The sequence below is a fragment of the uncultured Roseobacter sp. genome, from assembly GCF_947491795.1.
Lineage (GTDB): Bacteria > Pseudomonadota > Alphaproteobacteria > Rhodobacterales > Rhodobacteraceae > Roseobacter.
On record NZ_CANLKW010000001.1, the window covers coordinates 268,939 to 285,798 of the forward strand.

Genomic DNA, 16,860 nt, shown 5'->3' on the forward strand with positions numbered 1-16,860 from the left:
TAGGATGTGCGCCGGCACAGAAACAGGCCGGCGCGCTGATCCGGCGCTTACACCATCACCGCGCCATCGGCTTTGATCACGCCCTGAGTTTCCGCTTCACCCAGCAGCATCTCGTTGTGTGCTTTACCCGACGGGATCATCGGGAAACAGTTCTCGTGTTTCTCCACCAGGCAGTCAAAAATCACCGGGCCGTCGTGGTTGATCATCTCCATTATGGCATCATCAAGATCATCGGGATCGGAACAGATGATCCCCTTGGCACCAAAAGCTTCAGCCAGTTTCACAAAATCGGGCAGGGCCTCGGACCAGCTTTGTGAGTAACGCTCGCCATGCAGCAGTTCCTGCCACTGGCGCACCATGCCCAGCCGCTCGTTGTTCAGAATAAACTGTTTGACGGGCAGGCGGTATTGTACGGCGGTGCCCATCTCCTGCATATTCATCAGCCATGAGGCCTCGCCCGCGACGTTGATCACCAGCGCATCTTGGTGCGCCATCTGCACGCCGATCGATGCAGGGAACCCGTAGCCCATTGTGCCCAGACCGCCGGACGTCATCCAGCGGTTGGGATCCTCGAACCCCAGATACTGCGCCGCCCACATCTGGTGCTGACCCACTTCGGTACAGATATAGCGGTCGTGATCTTTGGTCAGGGCTTCAAGCCGGGACAGCGCATACTGCGGCTTGATCACTTTCCCCTTCTGAGTGAATTTGAGGCAGTCGACCTTTTTCCACTCCTCGATCTGTTTCCACCATTTCCCGACGGCTTCGGCATTGGTTTTACGGCCGCGCGACTTCCAGACCTTGAGGATGTCCTCAAGCACATGGCCCACGTCGCCGACAATGGGGATGTCCGTTTTGATCACTTTGTTGATGGACGATGGGTCGATATCCACATGCGCCTTGATCGATTTCGGGCTGAACGCATCCAGGCGCCCGGTGATCCGGTCGTCAAAACGCGCACCAATGTTGATCAGCAGGTCACAGTCGTGCATGGCCATATTGGCCTCGTAAAGTCCGTGCATGCCCAGCATGCCGACCCATTTCTCACCAGAGGCCGGGTAAGCACCAAGACCCATCAGGGTCGAAGTGATCGGAAACCCTGTTGCTTTGACCAGTTCACGCAGAAGCTGACTGGCTGCAGGGCCCGAATTGATCACACCGCCGCCGGTGTAGAAAATCGGTTTTTTGGCTTTTTCGATGGCCGCCACCAGTTCGGTGATCTCTTCCATGTCGCCTTTCAGGCGCGGCTGGTAATGAGAAACGGATGGTTTTGGTGGCTGGTACGTGCCCGTGGCAAACTGCACATCCTTTGGAATGTCTACCAGAACAGGACCGGGCCGGCCGCTGGTGCAGACATGAAACGCCTCGTGGATGACACCGGACAGGGCATCGGTCTCTTTCACCAGCCAGTTATGTTTGGTGCAGGGGCGGGTGATGCCCACGGTGTCCGCCTCCTGAAAGGCATCCGAGCCGATCATAAAGGTCGGCACCTGGCCGGTCAGAACGATGATCGGAATGGAATCCATCAGCGCATCGGTCAGGCCGGTCACGGCATTGGTGGCCCCGGGACCGGAGGTGACCAGTACAACGCCGGGTTTGCCCGTTGCGCGTGCATATCCTTCGGCTGCGTGAACCGCGCCTTGTTCGTGGCGGACCAGAATGTGACGGATCGCGTTCTGCTGAAAGACCTCGTCATAAATCGGTAGCACAGCACCTCCGGGATAACCAAAGACCGTGTCCACGCCCTGATCGATGAGGGCCTGCACAATCATTTTCGCTCCGGACATCTGCCGTGTCATATCTCTTCACTCCGTATCGGCCCGCCGGGGGCCTGTTGGCTGTTGCGCATAAAAAAGCCCCCGATCCTGGCGGGGGCGCATGGGTCAGACTATGGTCTGCCGTTACCGGCCCATGCGCTTGTTTCCTACAATGACGACTAGTGCGTTCATGCCAGACGGCTCCTTCATGCTGCGGGGACATTATGGTCGTGCGCAGGGGGCGTCAACACCCAAAGACAAAGAAAATATGTCTCCAGGAGGGAATTTTTGGTTATTTCCTTGCGTCAGGGCGGCCATCAGCGCAATGAACGTAAAATATCATGGCTCTGACAGGCGCTTTGGCCTTACTCCACACCGATTTCTTTGATATCGGTCCGGGCTGTGACGATCAGCTGCTGCACTTCCTCGGCAAGGGTTTTGAATTCATGCGCAATGATTGTCAGACCCTTGCCCGCCTCGCCGGCGCGGGACGCTTCGACAGAAGCATTGATCGACATCGAGCGTACATAGCGTCCAATCCGGTCAAGCCGGTCCAGACTGGCTTCGAGGTTGCGCGCGGAGGTTGCCGCGATGGCGAGCTGACTGGCGCGCCCTTCTTCAATACCCTGCCAGAGTCCGTTTATGATGGCGGTGACGGCCTCAAAAAATTCGCCCTTGCCGTTCTGGATGTATCTGTTGAGCGCCTCTGCAGACACAGGTTCACCCGAGCAGGCCTGCTCGCATAGGGCCTGGGTTTTTTCTGCCATGGTGCTGATTGTCCGCCGCTCTGAACGACTCTGCGCGGACTGGGCCGCGATCCACCCGCTGAGTTCATTCGGCAGATCGGTGAAAACGTCCTGCCCTTCTACCACCCGGGCGGTCTGCTGGATGGTTTCAGAGAGCCTGATCAGCTCCGCTTTCAGACCTTCGTCTTTCGTGCCGTATGTATTCAGCAGAGAAACGTCCAGCGACACGCGGATCACCTGGGCGCGCAGGGTTGCCACGCGGTCAATCGCATCCCGGTAAGGCAGGGTATCGAGAGTTGCGGCGTCGGGGACAGAGGTCATGCTGAGATCTTTCATGCCGGCACATTGCGACGCTTTTCTTAAAAAGCCCTGAACCTAAATAAGGTGACGCAAAAAAAACTCAGATACTGACGCCCGTCCCCTGCAGGACGCCGTGTTCCAGCGCGTAGCGGGTCAGCCCGGCGGTGCTGGAAATGCCAAGTTTTCGTTTGATGTTTTTGCGGTGCGTCTCGACTGTCCGCACAGAGATTTCCAGCGCGTTGGCGACTTCCTTGTTGGACTTTCCCTGTGCCAGCTGCAGCAGAATTGTCTGTTCACGGCCTGTCAGAGCCTCGCGCGTGTCTCCTTCTTTGGGCTGCAGCGATCCGCTCGCCCCGGTGCACAGATAGCGCTCCCCGGCCATGACCGCATCGATTGCCTGTTTGATCTCGTCGGTGGGTACGTCCTTGAGAATATATCCCATGGCGCCGTGGCTCAGAGCCGAAGCGATGTATTCGGGGCTGTCGTGCATGGACAGGACAAGCACCCGCGTTCCCGGGCGTTGCTCCAGCAGAATTTCTGTGGCCGTCAGCCCGCCCATGTCCGGCATGTTCAGATCCATCAGGATCACGTCCGGGCTGGTCTCGTTGACAGTGTCGATGGCGGTACGCGCCGAATTGCAGGTGCCCGCCACATGAATATCGTCATAGCTTTCAAGGATGGACTGGATCCCTTCGGCGACCATCGGGTGATCGTCAACGATCAGGACGCGGATCGGAGCAGGGGAGGTCATGCTGTTACCTTTGTCGGAGTTGTGGTTTCGGAGGTTGGCGGAAGCAGGTGCGTGAGCGGTACGCTGACCTCAATCACTGTGCCAGGCCCGTTTCGCGGCGCATAGATCCGAAAGGTGCCTTCGAGCTGCTCGACCCGTTCCTGCATGTTTCGCAGTCCCAGTCCGCCGCTGACGGGGGTGCCCTTGTGCAGTGTCATGCCGCGTCCGTTATCTTCTATACGCAGCGTCGCGCCGTTCTTGTGTCCGCGCAGGTCAACGCGGACGAAACCGGCGCTGGCATGGCGTTCTACATTTGTCAGTGCTTCCTGGGCAATACGGTAAAGGGCGATTTTAGCCTCCGGATCGAGGCGGTTTCGGAACACGACAGTTTCGAACCCGGTTTTGATTCCCGTGCGTGCGCTGAACTCTTCTGTCAGTGTCTTGATCGCGGGGCCGAGGCCCAGATCATCCAGCACGCCGGGGCGCAGGTCGCGGCTGATGCGGCGCACTTCTGAAATGGCCTCGCCAAGGGTTTCAATGCCCTTGCCCAGCGGTTCAGCGGCCGTGGGATCGCCCCGGTCCAGTTTGCGCCGCGCGGTGTCGAGGGCATAGCGCACCCCGACCAGGATCTGGCTGATCCCGTCATGCAGCTCGCGCGCCACCCGGCCGCGTTCTTCTTCCTGAGCATCCAGGACACGCTGCGTCAGCTTTTTCAGCTTTGCATCGGCAAGGCGGCGTTCGCGTATGTTGAGCACCATGCCTGTGAAGAACACCAGCAGCAGGGCTGCAAGTGCAATGGCCATGATATAGAGAAACGTCTGTTGTACGCGCGCCTCGACCTCCGCCCGGGCGGTGGCCACGGTTGCGAGGACGTCGTCAATGAAAACGCCGGTGCCCACCGCCCACCGCCAGCTGGGGAAGCTGGTGACATAAGTGATCATGCGGGCCTCTTCGCCGGTTGATGGTTTGGGCCACAGGTGGGTCAGATACCCATCGCCCTGGCGCGCAATGTCCAGCAGGCTGGCAACAACGGGCGTTCCCTCACTGTCTGTCTCATCCAGCCAGTTCTGGTTGATGCGATCGGTCTGGCGCGGGCTCACGACGTTGTAGCCATCGTAATCATAGACAAAGAAGAACCCTTCCTCGCCGTAGATCATCGCCGACAGGATCTGCGCCACCTGATCACGCGCCTCCTGGTCGTCGGGTGCTGCATTGCCATAAATGAAATAGAACCCGTTGCGGGCCTGGGTCACGTAATTGCGCAGCTCGACCTTTTTCGCCTCGATCAGCTGTGCTTCCAGCGTTCTGATTTCGCGTTCCGCCAGGGCGCGGGACTGATAAGTTACCAGCACTGCAATCGCCGCCACAGCCGCGATCAGCGGCACCGTCGCGACGAGCGACAGTTTTTGCGCATAGCTGGGGCGCAGAAAGGCGGGCAGGCGGCTCATGATCATTCGTTACGGCGAATTGCGGGCGAATCAAAGACCCGGCGACCCGGACGCGGCCGGATGTTTGCGCAAACGGTGACCGGCATCGGGCGGATCTGGTCAAAAAACATGGCCAATTGCGAAAAAACCCGGTCTCTCTACGCAGTAGTAGGTATTTAAATCGTTAACGATCTCTTTAGTGTGACGCACACTCGAAACGACCCGGGCGCGCTGTTTGCGCCACGGGCGTCATATCTGGGAGGAGTATCTCATATGGATCGTCGTTCATTTCTGAAGACATCTGCACTCGGCGGCTCGGCTGCCGCAGCCACCACACTGGCGGCACCCGCGATTGCCCAGGGCAACCGTACACTGACAATGGTCACATCCTGGCCCCGCGGCTTCGCGGTTCTGGACGATGCGGCAACGTATTTTGAGGAAATGGTCGGCGCGATGTCCGATGGCACGCTGACCATCGACAAAAAAGCACCGGGCGAACTGGTCGGCGCGTTCGAGGTTTTCGACGCTGTTTCTTCCGGCCAGGCGGACCTCTATCACTCCGCTGACTACTACTTCATCGGTCAGCACCCGGGCTATGCCTACTTCACAGCCGTGCCCTTCGGCGGCACTGCGCAGGAAGTGACAAACTGGTACCACCACGGCGGCGGCCACGAGCTGCACACCGAGCTGGGCGAAATCTTCAACCTGAAGTCATTCCTGGCGGGTAACTCCGGATCGCAGTCCGGTGGCTGGTTCCGCAAGGAAATCAACTCTGCCGAAGACTTCAACGGTCTGAAGTTCCGTATGCCTGGCCTCGGCGGCAAGGTGCTGGGCGAGCTGGGCGCATCTGTGCAGAACATCCCGGGCGGTGAACTGTATCAGGCGCTGTCCTCTGGTGCTCTGGATGGTCTGGAATGGGTTGGCCCGTTTGCAGACGAGCGCGCCGGTTTCCAGGAAGTGGCAAAAGTCTACTACACAGCCGGTTTCCACGAGCCGGGCTCCGCTCTGGCCTGCGGTATGAACCTGGATGTCTATAACGATCTCAGCCCGGCGCACCAGGCGATCATCGCCAACGCTGCCATGGCGACAACGCACTACCAGCTGGCCGAAACACTGGCCAACAACGGTGCGGCTCTTGCGCGTCTGCAGGCACAGGGCGTCAAAGCGCTGCAGTTCCCGGATGATGTCTGGGATGCCTTCGGTGCCGCGTCCAAGACCGTCATGGACGAGAACATGAACGACGAACTCTTTGCCAAAATCCGCGCTTCCTTCGAGGACTCGCTGGCACAGAGCTCTGACTGGCTGCTCAAGTCAGACGGTTTCTACGTCGCCCAGCGGAACCGCGTTCTGGCCAACGGCTGATATCGCGTTACAAACAGCAGGGGGCTGCCTGACAGCGGCCCCCTGTTTCGCCGGTCTGCGCCGGCTTTCGACCACTGGCATTCCGGGACCTGCCTGCGCAGCTGACCGGGAGGGGGATTTATGGAAAATGATGCAGCCGCCGGCGGCGGTGTTTTCAGTATAGTCGTGGACTTTCTGATATGGCTCGTCTCGAACATCGGGATGGCCTTTTACAACTTCATTTATGCCTTGTCGCACCCGTCGCTCTGGCTGGACTGGTCTGACAAGCAGGCCATAATGCGCTTTGTCTACTATGGTGGATCGGTCGAATTTTTCTTTGTGGTTTTCACGACGTTCCTCGTGATGTTCGCCATCGGCATCTGGCGTGGATCGATCATGTGGGCCTATGTCCGTGTGCTGGAGGGTTTTGCCAACACAACCGGCCGGTTTTTCGCCTGGGCTGGCCTGCTGATGGTGCTGCAACAGATCATCATCGTATTCATGCAGCGGATTTTCACGCGCCCGGATATCTCTGTCGGTTTCGGCATCCCGCTGCAGTTCGACATCAGCTGGTTCGCTGAGGAACTCAAGCTCTACAACGCGCTCGTGGTCTGTCTGTGTATGGCATACACCTTTGTGCAGGGCGGTCACGTCCGGGTGGACCTGGTCTATTCGGCGGTCCGGTTCCGCACGAAAAAATGCATCGATATGTTCGGTGCACTTTTCTTTATGATGCCGGTGGCTGTGATGATCTGGCTTTATGGCTGGTTCTTCCTGTGGCGTCACCTGATCGTGCCAAATCCATCGGCCTCTGACACGCTGGACCGCCTGATCAACAAATCACGCGCCCTGCGCTGGAACGTCGAGACGATCGGCTTCAGCCCCAACGGCTTTAACGGCTACTTCCTGTTCAAGATCCTGCTGGTTGCCTTTACCGCAATGGTCTTCCTGCAGGCGATGGCGATGTTCTTCCGCTCGTTCCAGGAATGGCGCGAAGGCGAGGAGAGCGAGAACAAATACCTGGACCGCGACACGCTGGGCGAGGGTGAGGAAGCGTACGAGGGTACGCACTGAGAATTCCGCGCGCATCTGCGCTGCGCTGAGAGGACGTAAACCATGTTTTTTGGTCTGGACGGGGTCGAAGTCGGCCTGATTATCGTAGCAATCTGCCTTTTCGGCGGCATTCTGTCGGGTTTCCCGGTGGCCTTTGCCATTGCTGGCGCAGGGGTGATCTCCTTTGGGATCATCGCGGCGCTCGACAGTGCGGGCCTGCTGATACACCAGGCAATTGACACCGGCAGTGCGGTCTACCGCGACCTTGTAAATTCGGGGGTCAAGGCGGATTCGATATCCATTTTCCGATACCCTGACTTACCGCGCATCGAAGAACCGGTGTTCCCCAAGGGCTGGGAAGTCGCCCTCGACCGGAACGTCTCCTTTGTTGTGAACCGCATGAACGAGCGTGTTCTGGCCGGGCAGTCTATCGAGACGCTGCTGGCAGTTCTGATGTTTGTTCTGATGGGTATTACGCTGGAACGCTCGAAAATTGCCAACGACCTGCTGACCACAATGGCGCGCGTCTTTGGCCCGCTGCCCGGCGGTCTGGCGGTTTCCATTGTTGTTGTGGGCGCGTTTCTGGCGGCCTCCACGGGGATTGTTGGTGCGACGGTTGTGACGATGGGTCTGCTGGCTCTGCCGACCATGCTGCGCAACGGCTATTCCCCTGAGCTTTCCACCGGGGTTATCGCGGCCTCGGGCACGCTGGGGCAGATCATTCCGCCCTCCATTGTGATCGTTCTGCTGGGCACACTGGCAGGTGACCTTTATTCCGCCGCACAGGAAAAGCGGGCTGTGGCAGAGGGCTGTACGGACGCGCTGACCTACCTTGGCGAACCTGCGGTGCTGTCTGTGGGCACGCTGTTCCAGGCGGCACTGCTGCCCGGTATCCTGCTGGCGCTGCTTTATGCGCTCTATGCCTTTGGCTACGCGCTGCTCAACCCGGACAAGGCACCTGCGGTGCCGATGGGTTCAACAAATGCCGAACCCGTCACACGCGGTGAGGCTTTCACCTGGTTTCTTGGCGCACCGGTTCTGCTGGTTGTGGGGACGATCCTGCTGGGCAACCTTGGCGTCATCGGCAGCCAGTCCACAGATGTCTCGCGCTATTCCGACATCGGCGAGGGTGCATCGCTGCGCACAAACGTCTCGCCCGAGTGTCAGGCATCGATGATCGAGCTGCATGGTCAGGAAGCCTGGGACGCTGCAGTGTCGCAGCAGACCGCTATTAACGAAGCGGGCGGCGTTCAGGCTTCTGAACGGCTGACCGAAGACGAACTGGCGACCGCACAGGCCGACAAGATCGCCAACGCGGCCCCCATCGGCACAGGCATTGCCGTGCTTCTGGTTCTGACATCACTGTTTCTGACAACCGCGCGCGGTGTGTCGCCCTCTGGTAATCCGCAACCGCTGATCATTGGCGCCGTCGGCACCGTGCTGGTGGTTCTGGTGGATATTCTGCTGGTCAGCGCCAATACCTCTCCCGGTACAATGGTCGTCCTGATGGCGCTGCCCTTTGCCGCTGTCATGTACGGGGTGGTGCACGCCACAAAGATTTGCGCGACCAATGAGCTGATCCGTGTTGTTTTCCCGCCACTCGTGCTGATCGTGGCTGTGCTGGGGTCGATCCTGGGCGGGATCACCAATCCGACGCCTGCAGCGGCACTGGGTGCCGGTGGTGCCATTATGCTGGCCGCCTACCGGAAGCTGCGCGATCAGGACCGCACCCCCAAGGTGATTATCTGGTCCACGCTGGCGATCATCGTGTGCATCCTTGTGGGGATCAACTTTGACCTGCGCATCAACACTGACGATGTGGGTTTTGAAAGCTGGGCGGCCTTCTTTGTGGCTTATGCGGCCTATCTGTATGCACTCTTCGGGCTGCTCTTCTCCTGCTGGATCCTGTTTACCTCCGGCGTGCTGAGCCCGGTGGTGCGCGAGACGGCCAAGGTGACGTCGATGGTCTTTACCATTCTCATCGGCTCGCAGCTGCTGAACCTTGTGGTGATCTCCTTTGGCGGTGAGCATTACATCCAGCAGTTCCTGAAAAGCTTCGACAACGAGTTCACGGTCTTCCTCATTGTGATGCTGGTGCTGTTTGTGCTGGGCTTTGTGCTGGATTTCCTCGAGATCATTTACATCGTGATCCCCATTGTCGGGCCGGTCATCTATGGGGGAACTTTCGATCCGAAGTGGGTGACCATCATGATCGCGGTCAACCTGCAGACGTCCTTTTTGACGCCGCCTTTTGGTTTCGCGCTTTTCTATCTGCGCGGCGTGGCACCCAAAGAGGTGACAACGGGCCATATTTACCGTGGGATCATTCCCTTTGTGCTGATCCAGGTGGCGGGGCTTGCGATCCTGTGGACCTTCCCGGGGATTGTCACAATCGTTCCGGATCTGATCCCGAACTGATCGGTCAGCATCTGTTAAAAGGAGAGGGGGCCGCTGGCCCCCTCATTCGTCTGTGGCCGCCGACACCACCGGGGGTATTGTTCGTGATACGTCGCGATTGCCTAAAAGCTGATGTAACTCGCGCCGGCGGGTTAAGAGATCGTTTACGCCGACCCGCATAACGTCCGTTCCATTGGGGGACAGTTCCGGGGAGGAGTGTTATGCGACAGTCGAACGCCGTACGAAAAGCACCTCACAACGTCATCAGTGCGTTGATTGTGGATGACAATGCCTTTGACCGCAGACGAATTGCCCGGCTTGCCCAGAGCACCGGTCTTGATTTCGTATTGCATGACGTGAGCACGGTAGAGGAATTCCACCACGCGCTGGACCGTGACCGGTTTGACATCATCTTTGTGGATCTGAACCTCGCGGGTGCCAATGGCATGTCGCTGCTGCCCGCGGTCCGGCTGCACAGGTTCAACCGTCACGCTGCCATGATCATGATCTCGGGCAACGACAAGGCCGAAGTGGCGCTTGAAGCCTTGCGCACGGGGTTTGCCGATTACATCGACAAGGACAATCTGAACAGCAATGCGCTGGAGCGCGCGACCCTGAATGCGCTGGAAAAGACGCGGCTGAATTCTGCTGTGAGCCTGGCCAATTCGGAAACACGGTCTGTGGAAACGGTTCTGACTTCTTTTGCCCGTGCCTGCAGCGAAGAAGTCCGCCCGATGCTGCTCCGCATGACCCGGCAGCTGAGCCAGCTGAGAACCGCAACAGACGAGACAACAACCGAAGACAGGCTGGCGGAAATTGAAGAGTCCTGCAGCCGTATGGAAGAGTTCTTCACCGATCTGGAATCTCTGGCACAGGACAGGCAACTCAGCACTGTGGCAATGCAGAGCGAAGGAGTGCGCGACGTACTGGATCGGCCGGTCCCGGTCGTGGCAGAGCTCAGCGCGGCGCTTTCGCCTGTCTGGGCTGACCGGCCCGCGGAAAAGTCTGTCGTTCTGAAGCAGCAACCGGTGAAACCGCCAAAGGCCAGGCTGTTTTCGAAAAAGCCTTAGCATCACGCGAAACGGCGCAGGTCAGGGCCGCACAGGGTGATTCTACCCTTCTGCGCAGACGGCCGTTATTCGGTGACCTGCGGTTGAAAAGGCGGATCCATTATCCACACTCTGGCGACAGGTTTTCAGCAAGTGGAGGATTGTTTCCAACCGGAAGATGAAAATTTTTCTGTTAACCATAAAGCGCTGATTTTTAATCAATAACGCAAGGTTTCAGTAGACAGAAAGGCGCAGGAATTGTTTGTGTCCAAGTGAGTGCAAACCAAGGGTGAGATAATGAATTCTTTTATTAAAGCGACGATGCTTGTGGCCGGTCTGACGGTCGGAGCTGCGGCACAGGCAGCTACAATTGATCCGGCCGCGCCGGACTCCGGAAGTTTTTCATGGGGAGGGTCCACTGAGGTTTTCTTCAATGGTGACGCGACGCTGGATGTTACCGTAGCCGAAAACTCCTTCATCACGTTTACGGCCACAGACGGTTTTATCGTTGGCGATGAATTTTCCCTCGTTGTTGATGGCGAGGACGTGGCCTGGGATACAACAGGCCTGTCTGGCGACCACTTTACCGGCTCGGCGGTTATCGCGCTGATGGCGGGTGTGACCACCAGCATCGACCTCAAGGTATCGGCTTTTGCGCCCGGCTTTACAAGCGGTGGTGCTTTCTGGTCGACTTCGGCTGCAACGCCGGCAGCCACGGTTGTGCCGCTTCCCGCAGGCATGCCGCTGCTGATTGCCGGTCTTGGCGCTCTGGGCGTTATGGGACGCCGCAAGAATACCTGACAGGTTTTCACCACAGAAAAAGAAAACCCGCTCCGAAAGGCGCGGGTTTTTTCGTTTGTACTGTGGGGGCAGACCGTGCCGCAGATCTGTTATTTCAGCGGACGGGTCGGGTATCCGGCAGGTGAATATTTGCCACCTGTTCGGCGATCGGGTCCGTCGACAGCGGATGCATATCCGCATTGAACTTTTCGGGATCGCGCATTTTCTGCCACTGACCGCCCGCATAGACCTCAAGACCGGAAAACCGGGATTTGTAGCCCATTTTCTGGCTGCCGGGCACCCAGTAGCCAAGGTAGACATAGGGCAATCCAGCTTCACGGGCGATGTCGATGTGATCCAGGATCATCCATGTGCCAAGTGACCGGCGCGCCATGTCCGGCGCGTAGAAAGAATATACCATGCTCAGCCCGTCGGTCAGGACATCTGTCAGGCTGACGCCGATCAGGCTTTTCTCATCCGTGTTACTGTATTCAACGACACGGCTGCGGATGGGCGTCTCTTCGATCATGGCGGCAAATTCGAATACATCCATATCGGCCATGCCACCGTCCGCATGGCGGCTGTCCAGATAAGACCTGAAAAGCTCATACTGTTCTTCGGACGCCCAGGGCGATGTTGCGCGGCGTGCAATGTCTGAATTCCGGGCGGCCGTACGGCGCTGACTGCGGGACGGTTTGAAGTCTTCCACGCTGATACGCGCGGACAGACAGGCCGAACATTCAGCACAGGACGGACGATAAAGCACGTTCTGTGACCGCCTGAATCCCTGCTGGGACAGGCTGTCGTTCAGCTTGTCGGCACTTTCGCCCTGCAGTGCTGTAAACAGCTTCCGCTCCATGCGCCCTTCCAGATAGGGGCAGGGCTGCGGGGCCGTCACGTAGAACTGGGGCGCAATAGGCAGCGTGTGGCGCATGGGATTCCGGTATTCTGGTTGCAGCCACGATACCAAGACGCGCGGCTGCCGCCAAGCGCAACTTTAGAGGTTTATGCCCGCAGCGCCCGGCGGTTCAGCATAACGGTTCCCAGCACGTGATCACTCAGGCCCTGACCGCGCTCGGTGCTGGCCATCATTACAACAGAAATCAGCTGAAATACCGGGATAAACCAGCTCAGCGTGTACCCCAGAGTATGGGCAAACGCGCCGCCGGCATCGAGCTGCGTGCCGTCAGGACGTCGCAGCTCGATGGCGAAAAGACGCATACCCCAGGTGGCAGAACCGCCGGCAATTGTGGCCGTGCGGTAGCCAAAGCCCACCAGCAAAAACAACAAGGGAAAGAAAAAGAGGCCCGTGAACGCGGTGAAAGGCAAAATGACGATACAACCGATGAGCGTTACAAGTGCGTCGACCACCCAGGCCATCAGGCGCTTGAGCGGTACATCCGTGTAAAATTCAGGCTGTGTTTGCGGGTCGGGCAGGGCGTTCATATCGGTTCTTTCCGGTGCAGTTGCGGGCGCCCCCGTGACAGGGGCACCCCTAGATGGATCAGGCTTCGGCGCCTTTGTTTCCGGCAGGTTCAGCGCGGTCATTCATGAACTGGTCGAACTCGGCCTTGTCCTTGGCATCGCGCAGACGTTCCAAGAAGGCTTCGAATTTTTCCTGCTCGTCTTCAAGGCGGCGCAGGGTATCTGCCTTGTAGGCGTCAAAGGCAGAGTTGCCGGAGGGGCGCATCGCGCGCATGGAATTGCTCATGTAACGGGCGGGGGTACGGCAGGATTTTGAGAACATGCGTTTGCTCCAGATCATGTATAAGAGAAGGGCGAGGCCAACCGGCCAGAAGAAAATAAAGCCAAGGACCATCGCGGCGATCCATGCGCCTTTGCCCTTGTCATCGAGCCAGTGCTCGGCGCGTGCAAACCAGCCGGGCTGGGACGATACATTTGAGGTTTCGGATAAAGTCGTCATTTCTGTGCCTTTCAGTGCGGGTTGCGGTGTCTCCGGGGTTCCGGATGTGAATGCCTTTCACATTGATAAGATTGTGTCAGTTTGCCGGTTGCGCAAGAGGAAATGTGAATGTTTTTTACATTTTCCGCAATAACCGTTTTTTATCATGTGCTTGAAGGGGTATTTTTTGAACGCTTGCTGCCTGAATAGGGCATAAAACAGCATCCCCATTGACCTCAGTCTTCGTGCAGGCGACATCTGAGGTATGAAACTCACTTCTCAGCTGACGCGCTGCCCGCGCCCCTTTGACCCTGACCGCGGGCGGGAAGCGCTGGTGCATTTTGCCGGTCTGGATAGCCAGGCGGCGGACCTGATCGCCGGTGCGGCGGGGTGCAGCCCGTATATCGCGGGCCTGATTGGTAAAGAGGCGCCCTGGCTGGAAGCGGCGCTGGACGACCCGTCGCTGGCCGTTGCGGATGTGCTGCGCGATGCGGCCGACTGGGAGGCCGGAGACCTCGCGGTCAGGCTCCGCCAGGCCAAACGGCGTATTGCACTGCTGACCGGGCTTGCGGATCTGGGTGGGGCCTGGGCGCTGGACACCGTTACAGGCACGCTGACGGAATTTGCCACAGTCGCATGTGAGGCTGCATTGCGCTCTGGAATTGCCATTCAGATCCGCCGTGGCAAACTGCCGGGAATGACCGCTGATGATGTGCATGACGCTGCAGGCATGTGTGTGCTGGCCATGGGCAAGATGGGGGCGGGGGAGCTCAACTATTCTTCTGACATCGATCTGATCTGCCTGTTTGATGAAACCCGCGTTGATCCGGATGATTTTCATGACGCCCGCGCGGCCTTTGTCCGGGCGACACGGGCGATGTCTGCCACGCTCAGCGAGCTGACAGGCGAGGGCTATGTTTTCCGGACCGACCTGCGTCTGCGGCCTGATCCGGCTGTCACGCCCGTGTGCATGTCGATGGAGGCCGCTGAACGCTATTATGAAAGCCTGGGCCGCACCTGGGAGCGGGCCGCTTATATCAAGGCACATGCGGTGGCAGGCGACAGGGATGCGGGTGCGCGGTTCCTGAAATCCCTGACGCCCTTTGTCTGGCGGCGCCACCTCGATTTTGCAGCCATCCAGGACGCCCACGACATGCGGCTGGCGATCCGCGCGCACAAAGGGCTTGGCGGGCCGATCACGCTGCCGGGCCATAATATGAAACTGGGGCGCGGGGGCATCCGCGAAATCGAATTTTTCACACAGACCCGCCAGTTGATTGCCGGCGGTCGTGACCCGGATCTGCGTGTGCGTGGTACCCGCCCGGGTCTGGCCGTTCTGGCTGAAAAGGGCTGGGTTGATCCGGATACTGCCGATACGCTTGCCGATCACTATGTGGCGCACCGGACGGTAGAGCACCGTCTGCAGATGATAAATGATGCCCAGACCCATGCGTTGCCCGCCACGGACGAAGGATTTGCCCGGCTGGCGGCCATGATGGACCTCGACCCACAGGAGATGCTGTCGGACATACACAACCGGCTGGCGGAAGTGCATGAGCTGACCGAAGGGTTTTTCGCGCCTGCGCGTGAGGACACCGCTGCCTGTGCGCCGGATCTGATCGGGTCAGAAACTGTGACGCGCTGGCTGAGCTATCCTGCGCTGCGAAGCGAACGCAGCCGCGAGATATTTAACCGGCTGCAACCTGATCTCCTGGCAAGGCTCTCAGGCACCGCCCGGCCAGAGGACGCCCTGAATGCGTTTGACGGGTTTCTCGCCGGACTGCCCGCCGGGGTGCAGCTGTTTTCACTGCTGGAAGCCAATCCGCAACTGCTGGATCTGTTGATTGATATAATCGGGACATCCCCGGCGCTGGCACAGTATCTGTCGCGGAATGCCGGTGTTTTTGACGCTGTGATCGGGGGGGGCTTTTTTGCAGACTGGCCCGGTCCCGGCGGGCTTGAAACGTCGCTGAACCAGGTTCTGCAAAACGAGGCCGACTATGAGACAGCGCTGGATGCCACGCGTCGCTGGACGCGGGAATGGCATTTTCGGATCGGGGTGCATCTGCTGCGCGGGCTGATCACAGTCGCAGAGGCCGGGCGCCAGTATGCGGATCTGGCCGGATCCGTGGTCCGGGTAATCTGGCCGCGTGTCGTGGCGCAGTTTTCAAAGCGTCATGGCACACCGCCGGGACGAGGTGCTGTTGTTCTGGGGATGGGGTCTCTTGGGGCGGGGCGGCTGAATGCGGGCTCTGACCTTGATCTGATCGTTATCTATGACCCGCTGGACAGTGAATACTCTGAAGGCACAAAGCCGCTGGCAACACGGCCTTATTATGCCCGTCTGACGCAGGCGCTGATCACGGCACTGACCGCGCCGATGTCGCAGGGGCGGCTTTACGAAGTGGATATGCGCCTGCGGCCCTCCGGCAACCAGGGGCCGGTCGCCACAAGCTGGCAGTCTTTTCGCAGCTACCAGCAGGAAGAGGCCTGGGTCTGGGAGCATCTCGCCCTGACACGCGCGGCTGTCATTGCCGGTCCCGGAGATCTTGCCAGGGATGCGGAGGACTTTCGGCGTTCGCTGCTCGGCCGTGGCCGCGATATTGCAGAAGTCGGACGTGAAGTTGCGGCCATGTGTGACCGCATCAGGGCTGCAAAGCCACCCGCGTCCGTCTGGGATGTCAAAACCGGCCCTGGCCGTCTGCAGGAGATTGAACTCATCATCCAGGCCGGCGCGCTGATCTGCGGAGAGGCGGACAGTTCCGATGGTCTCAGCCATGCGGTGGCGGCCGGGTTGCTGGACGATTCCGGGGCGCAGGTGCTGACCGAAGCGATAACGCTCTACCACGCGCTGACGCTGGCAATGCGGCTTTTGTCGGAAACGGTCACTGATCCGGCGGAACTGGGGCCGTCAGCGCAGGCTTTCCTGCTCAGAACGACACAGGAGGACAGCCTGAAAGGGCTCGAAGAGCGATTGCAGAGCACCATTCGCCAGAGCGAGGCCGTGATGGACACAGCGCTGTCGCGCTGGCGTGCGGAGGACAGGACATGATCAAAGGCGACGAGCACGATCCCAAAGGCCTGATCTTTGAGGCATACCGGATCGAGGATATTTCCAAAGCCGAATGCAGGTCTATTTTCCTCGACTGGGCGCTGAGCCTTCCAATGGAGCGGGATACGGGTGCAACCCTGCGCGTGCTGATCGACCAGTATGGTGGCACGTACCCTGATCACCCTATGACCGAAGTGATGACCGAAGGGCTGACAGGTATGGCGGCCCCCCGCAGGCGGGGCGGATGGCGTTCGCGCCCCCGTAACTGACCACACTGTATCCGGCACAAATGGCTGAAAGCCCGCGATAACTCCGTCTGCTGTCC

General features: G+C 59.0%; 14 protein-coding genes. 7 read left to right on the forward strand and 7 right to left on the reverse strand.

Annotated elements, in window-relative coordinates; all coding sequences use genetic code 11:
* Nucleotides 1–47 precede the first annotated feature (47 nt).
* From Q1A34_RS01370 to Q1A34_RS01385, 4 genes are all read right to left on the reverse strand, one after another.
* Entirely contained in the window at nucleotides 48–1,799 is a 1,752-nt protein-coding gene (locus Q1A34_RS01370) for an acetolactate synthase 3 large subunit (RefSeq protein ID WP_300029693.1), read from the reverse strand.
* Between the two features lie 323 nt (nucleotides 1,800–2,122).
* Complete coding sequence (locus tag Q1A34_RS01375; RefSeq protein WP_300029695.1) at nucleotides 2,123–2,839, reverse strand: methyl-accepting chemotaxis protein; 717 nt, start codon at nucleotides 2,837–2,839, stop codon at nucleotides 2,123–2,125.
* A gap of 64 nt (nucleotides 2,840–2,903) precedes the next feature.
* Nucleotides 2,904–3,554 (reverse strand): response regulator transcription factor, encoded by a 651-nt coding sequence (locus Q1A34_RS01380; protein WP_300029697.1) that lies wholly within the window; start codon nucleotides 3,552–3,554, stop codon nucleotides 2,904–2,906.
* Nucleotides 3,551–4,981, reverse strand: a complete 1,431-nt coding sequence (locus Q1A34_RS01385; RefSeq protein WP_300029700.1) for a cache domain-containing protein — start codon at nucleotides 4,979–4,981, stop codon at nucleotides 3,551–3,553. Before Q1A34_RS01385 ends, Q1A34_RS01380 begins: the two co-directional genes overlap by 4 nt.
* 252 nt (nucleotides 4,982–5,233) lie before the next feature.
* Here Q1A34_RS01385 and Q1A34_RS01390 point away from each other — a divergent pair, with 252 nt between their 5' ends.
* The 5 genes from Q1A34_RS01390 (at nucleotide 5,234) to Q1A34_RS01410 (ending at nucleotide 11,601) form a co-directional block, all read left to right on the forward strand.
* A complete protein-coding gene (locus Q1A34_RS01390) occupies nucleotides 5,234–6,322 on the forward strand; it encodes a TRAP transporter substrate-binding protein (protein WP_300029703.1) in 1,089 nt (362 codons plus the stop codon).
* Nucleotides 6,323–6,442: 120 nt separating this feature from the next.
* On the forward strand, nucleotides 6,443–7,375 hold the full coding sequence (locus tag Q1A34_RS01395; protein ID WP_300029705.1) for a C4-dicarboxylate ABC transporter permease: 933 nt from the start codon (nucleotides 6,443–6,445) through the stop codon (nucleotides 7,373–7,375).
* Nucleotides 7,376–7,417: 42 nt separating this feature from the next.
* The gene (locus Q1A34_RS01400; RefSeq protein ID WP_300029708.1) at nucleotides 7,418–9,772 is read left to right on the forward strand and encodes a TRAP transporter large permease subunit; all 2,355 of its coding nucleotides are present in this window, start codon (nucleotides 7,418–7,420) and stop codon (nucleotides 9,770–9,772) included.
* Nucleotides 9,773–9,972: 200 nt separating this feature from the next.
* Nucleotides 9,973–10,821, forward strand: a complete 849-nt coding sequence (locus tag Q1A34_RS01405; RefSeq protein ID WP_300029711.1) for a response regulator — start codon at nucleotides 9,973–9,975, stop codon at nucleotides 10,819–10,821.
* Between the two features lie 276 nt (nucleotides 10,822–11,097).
* Entirely contained in the window at nucleotides 11,098–11,601 is a 504-nt protein-coding gene (locus Q1A34_RS01410; protein ID WP_300029714.1) for a VPLPA-CTERM sorting domain-containing protein, read from the forward strand.
* 94 nt (nucleotides 11,602–11,695) lie between these two features.
* Here the strand turns inward: Q1A34_RS01410 and Q1A34_RS01415 are convergent, their stop codons facing one another.
* The 3 genes from Q1A34_RS01415 to Q1A34_RS01425 form a co-directional block, all read right to left on the reverse strand.
* Nucleotides 11,696–12,514 (reverse strand): arginyltransferase, encoded by an 819-nt coding sequence (locus tag Q1A34_RS01415; RefSeq protein WP_300029716.1) that lies wholly within the window; start codon nucleotides 12,512–12,514, stop codon nucleotides 11,696–11,698.
* 71 nt (nucleotides 12,515–12,585) lie between these two features.
* A complete protein-coding gene (locus tag Q1A34_RS01420; protein WP_300029718.1) occupies nucleotides 12,586–13,026 on the reverse strand; it encodes an RDD family protein in 441 nt (146 codons plus the stop codon).
* 58 nt (nucleotides 13,027–13,084) lie between these two features.
* On the reverse strand, nucleotides 13,085–13,504 hold the full coding sequence (locus tag Q1A34_RS01425) for a DUF2852 domain-containing protein (RefSeq protein ID WP_300029721.1): 420 nt from the start codon (nucleotides 13,502–13,504) through the stop codon (nucleotides 13,085–13,087).
* Nucleotides 13,505–13,748: 244 nt separating this feature from the next.
* Here Q1A34_RS01425 and Q1A34_RS01430 point away from each other — a divergent pair, with 244 nt between their 5' ends.
* Both Q1A34_RS01430 and Q1A34_RS01435 read left to right on the forward strand, forming a co-directional pair.
* Entirely contained in the window at nucleotides 13,749–16,535 is a 2,787-nt protein-coding gene (locus Q1A34_RS01430; RefSeq protein ID WP_300029724.1) for a glutamine-synthetase adenylyltransferase, read from the forward strand.
* The gene (locus Q1A34_RS01435) at nucleotides 16,532–16,804 is read left to right on the forward strand and encodes a hypothetical protein (RefSeq protein WP_300029727.1); all 273 of its coding nucleotides are present in this window, start codon (nucleotides 16,532–16,534) and stop codon (nucleotides 16,802–16,804) included. Before Q1A34_RS01430 ends, Q1A34_RS01435 begins: the two co-directional genes overlap by 4 nt.
* Nucleotides 16,805–16,860 lie beyond the last annotated feature (56 nt).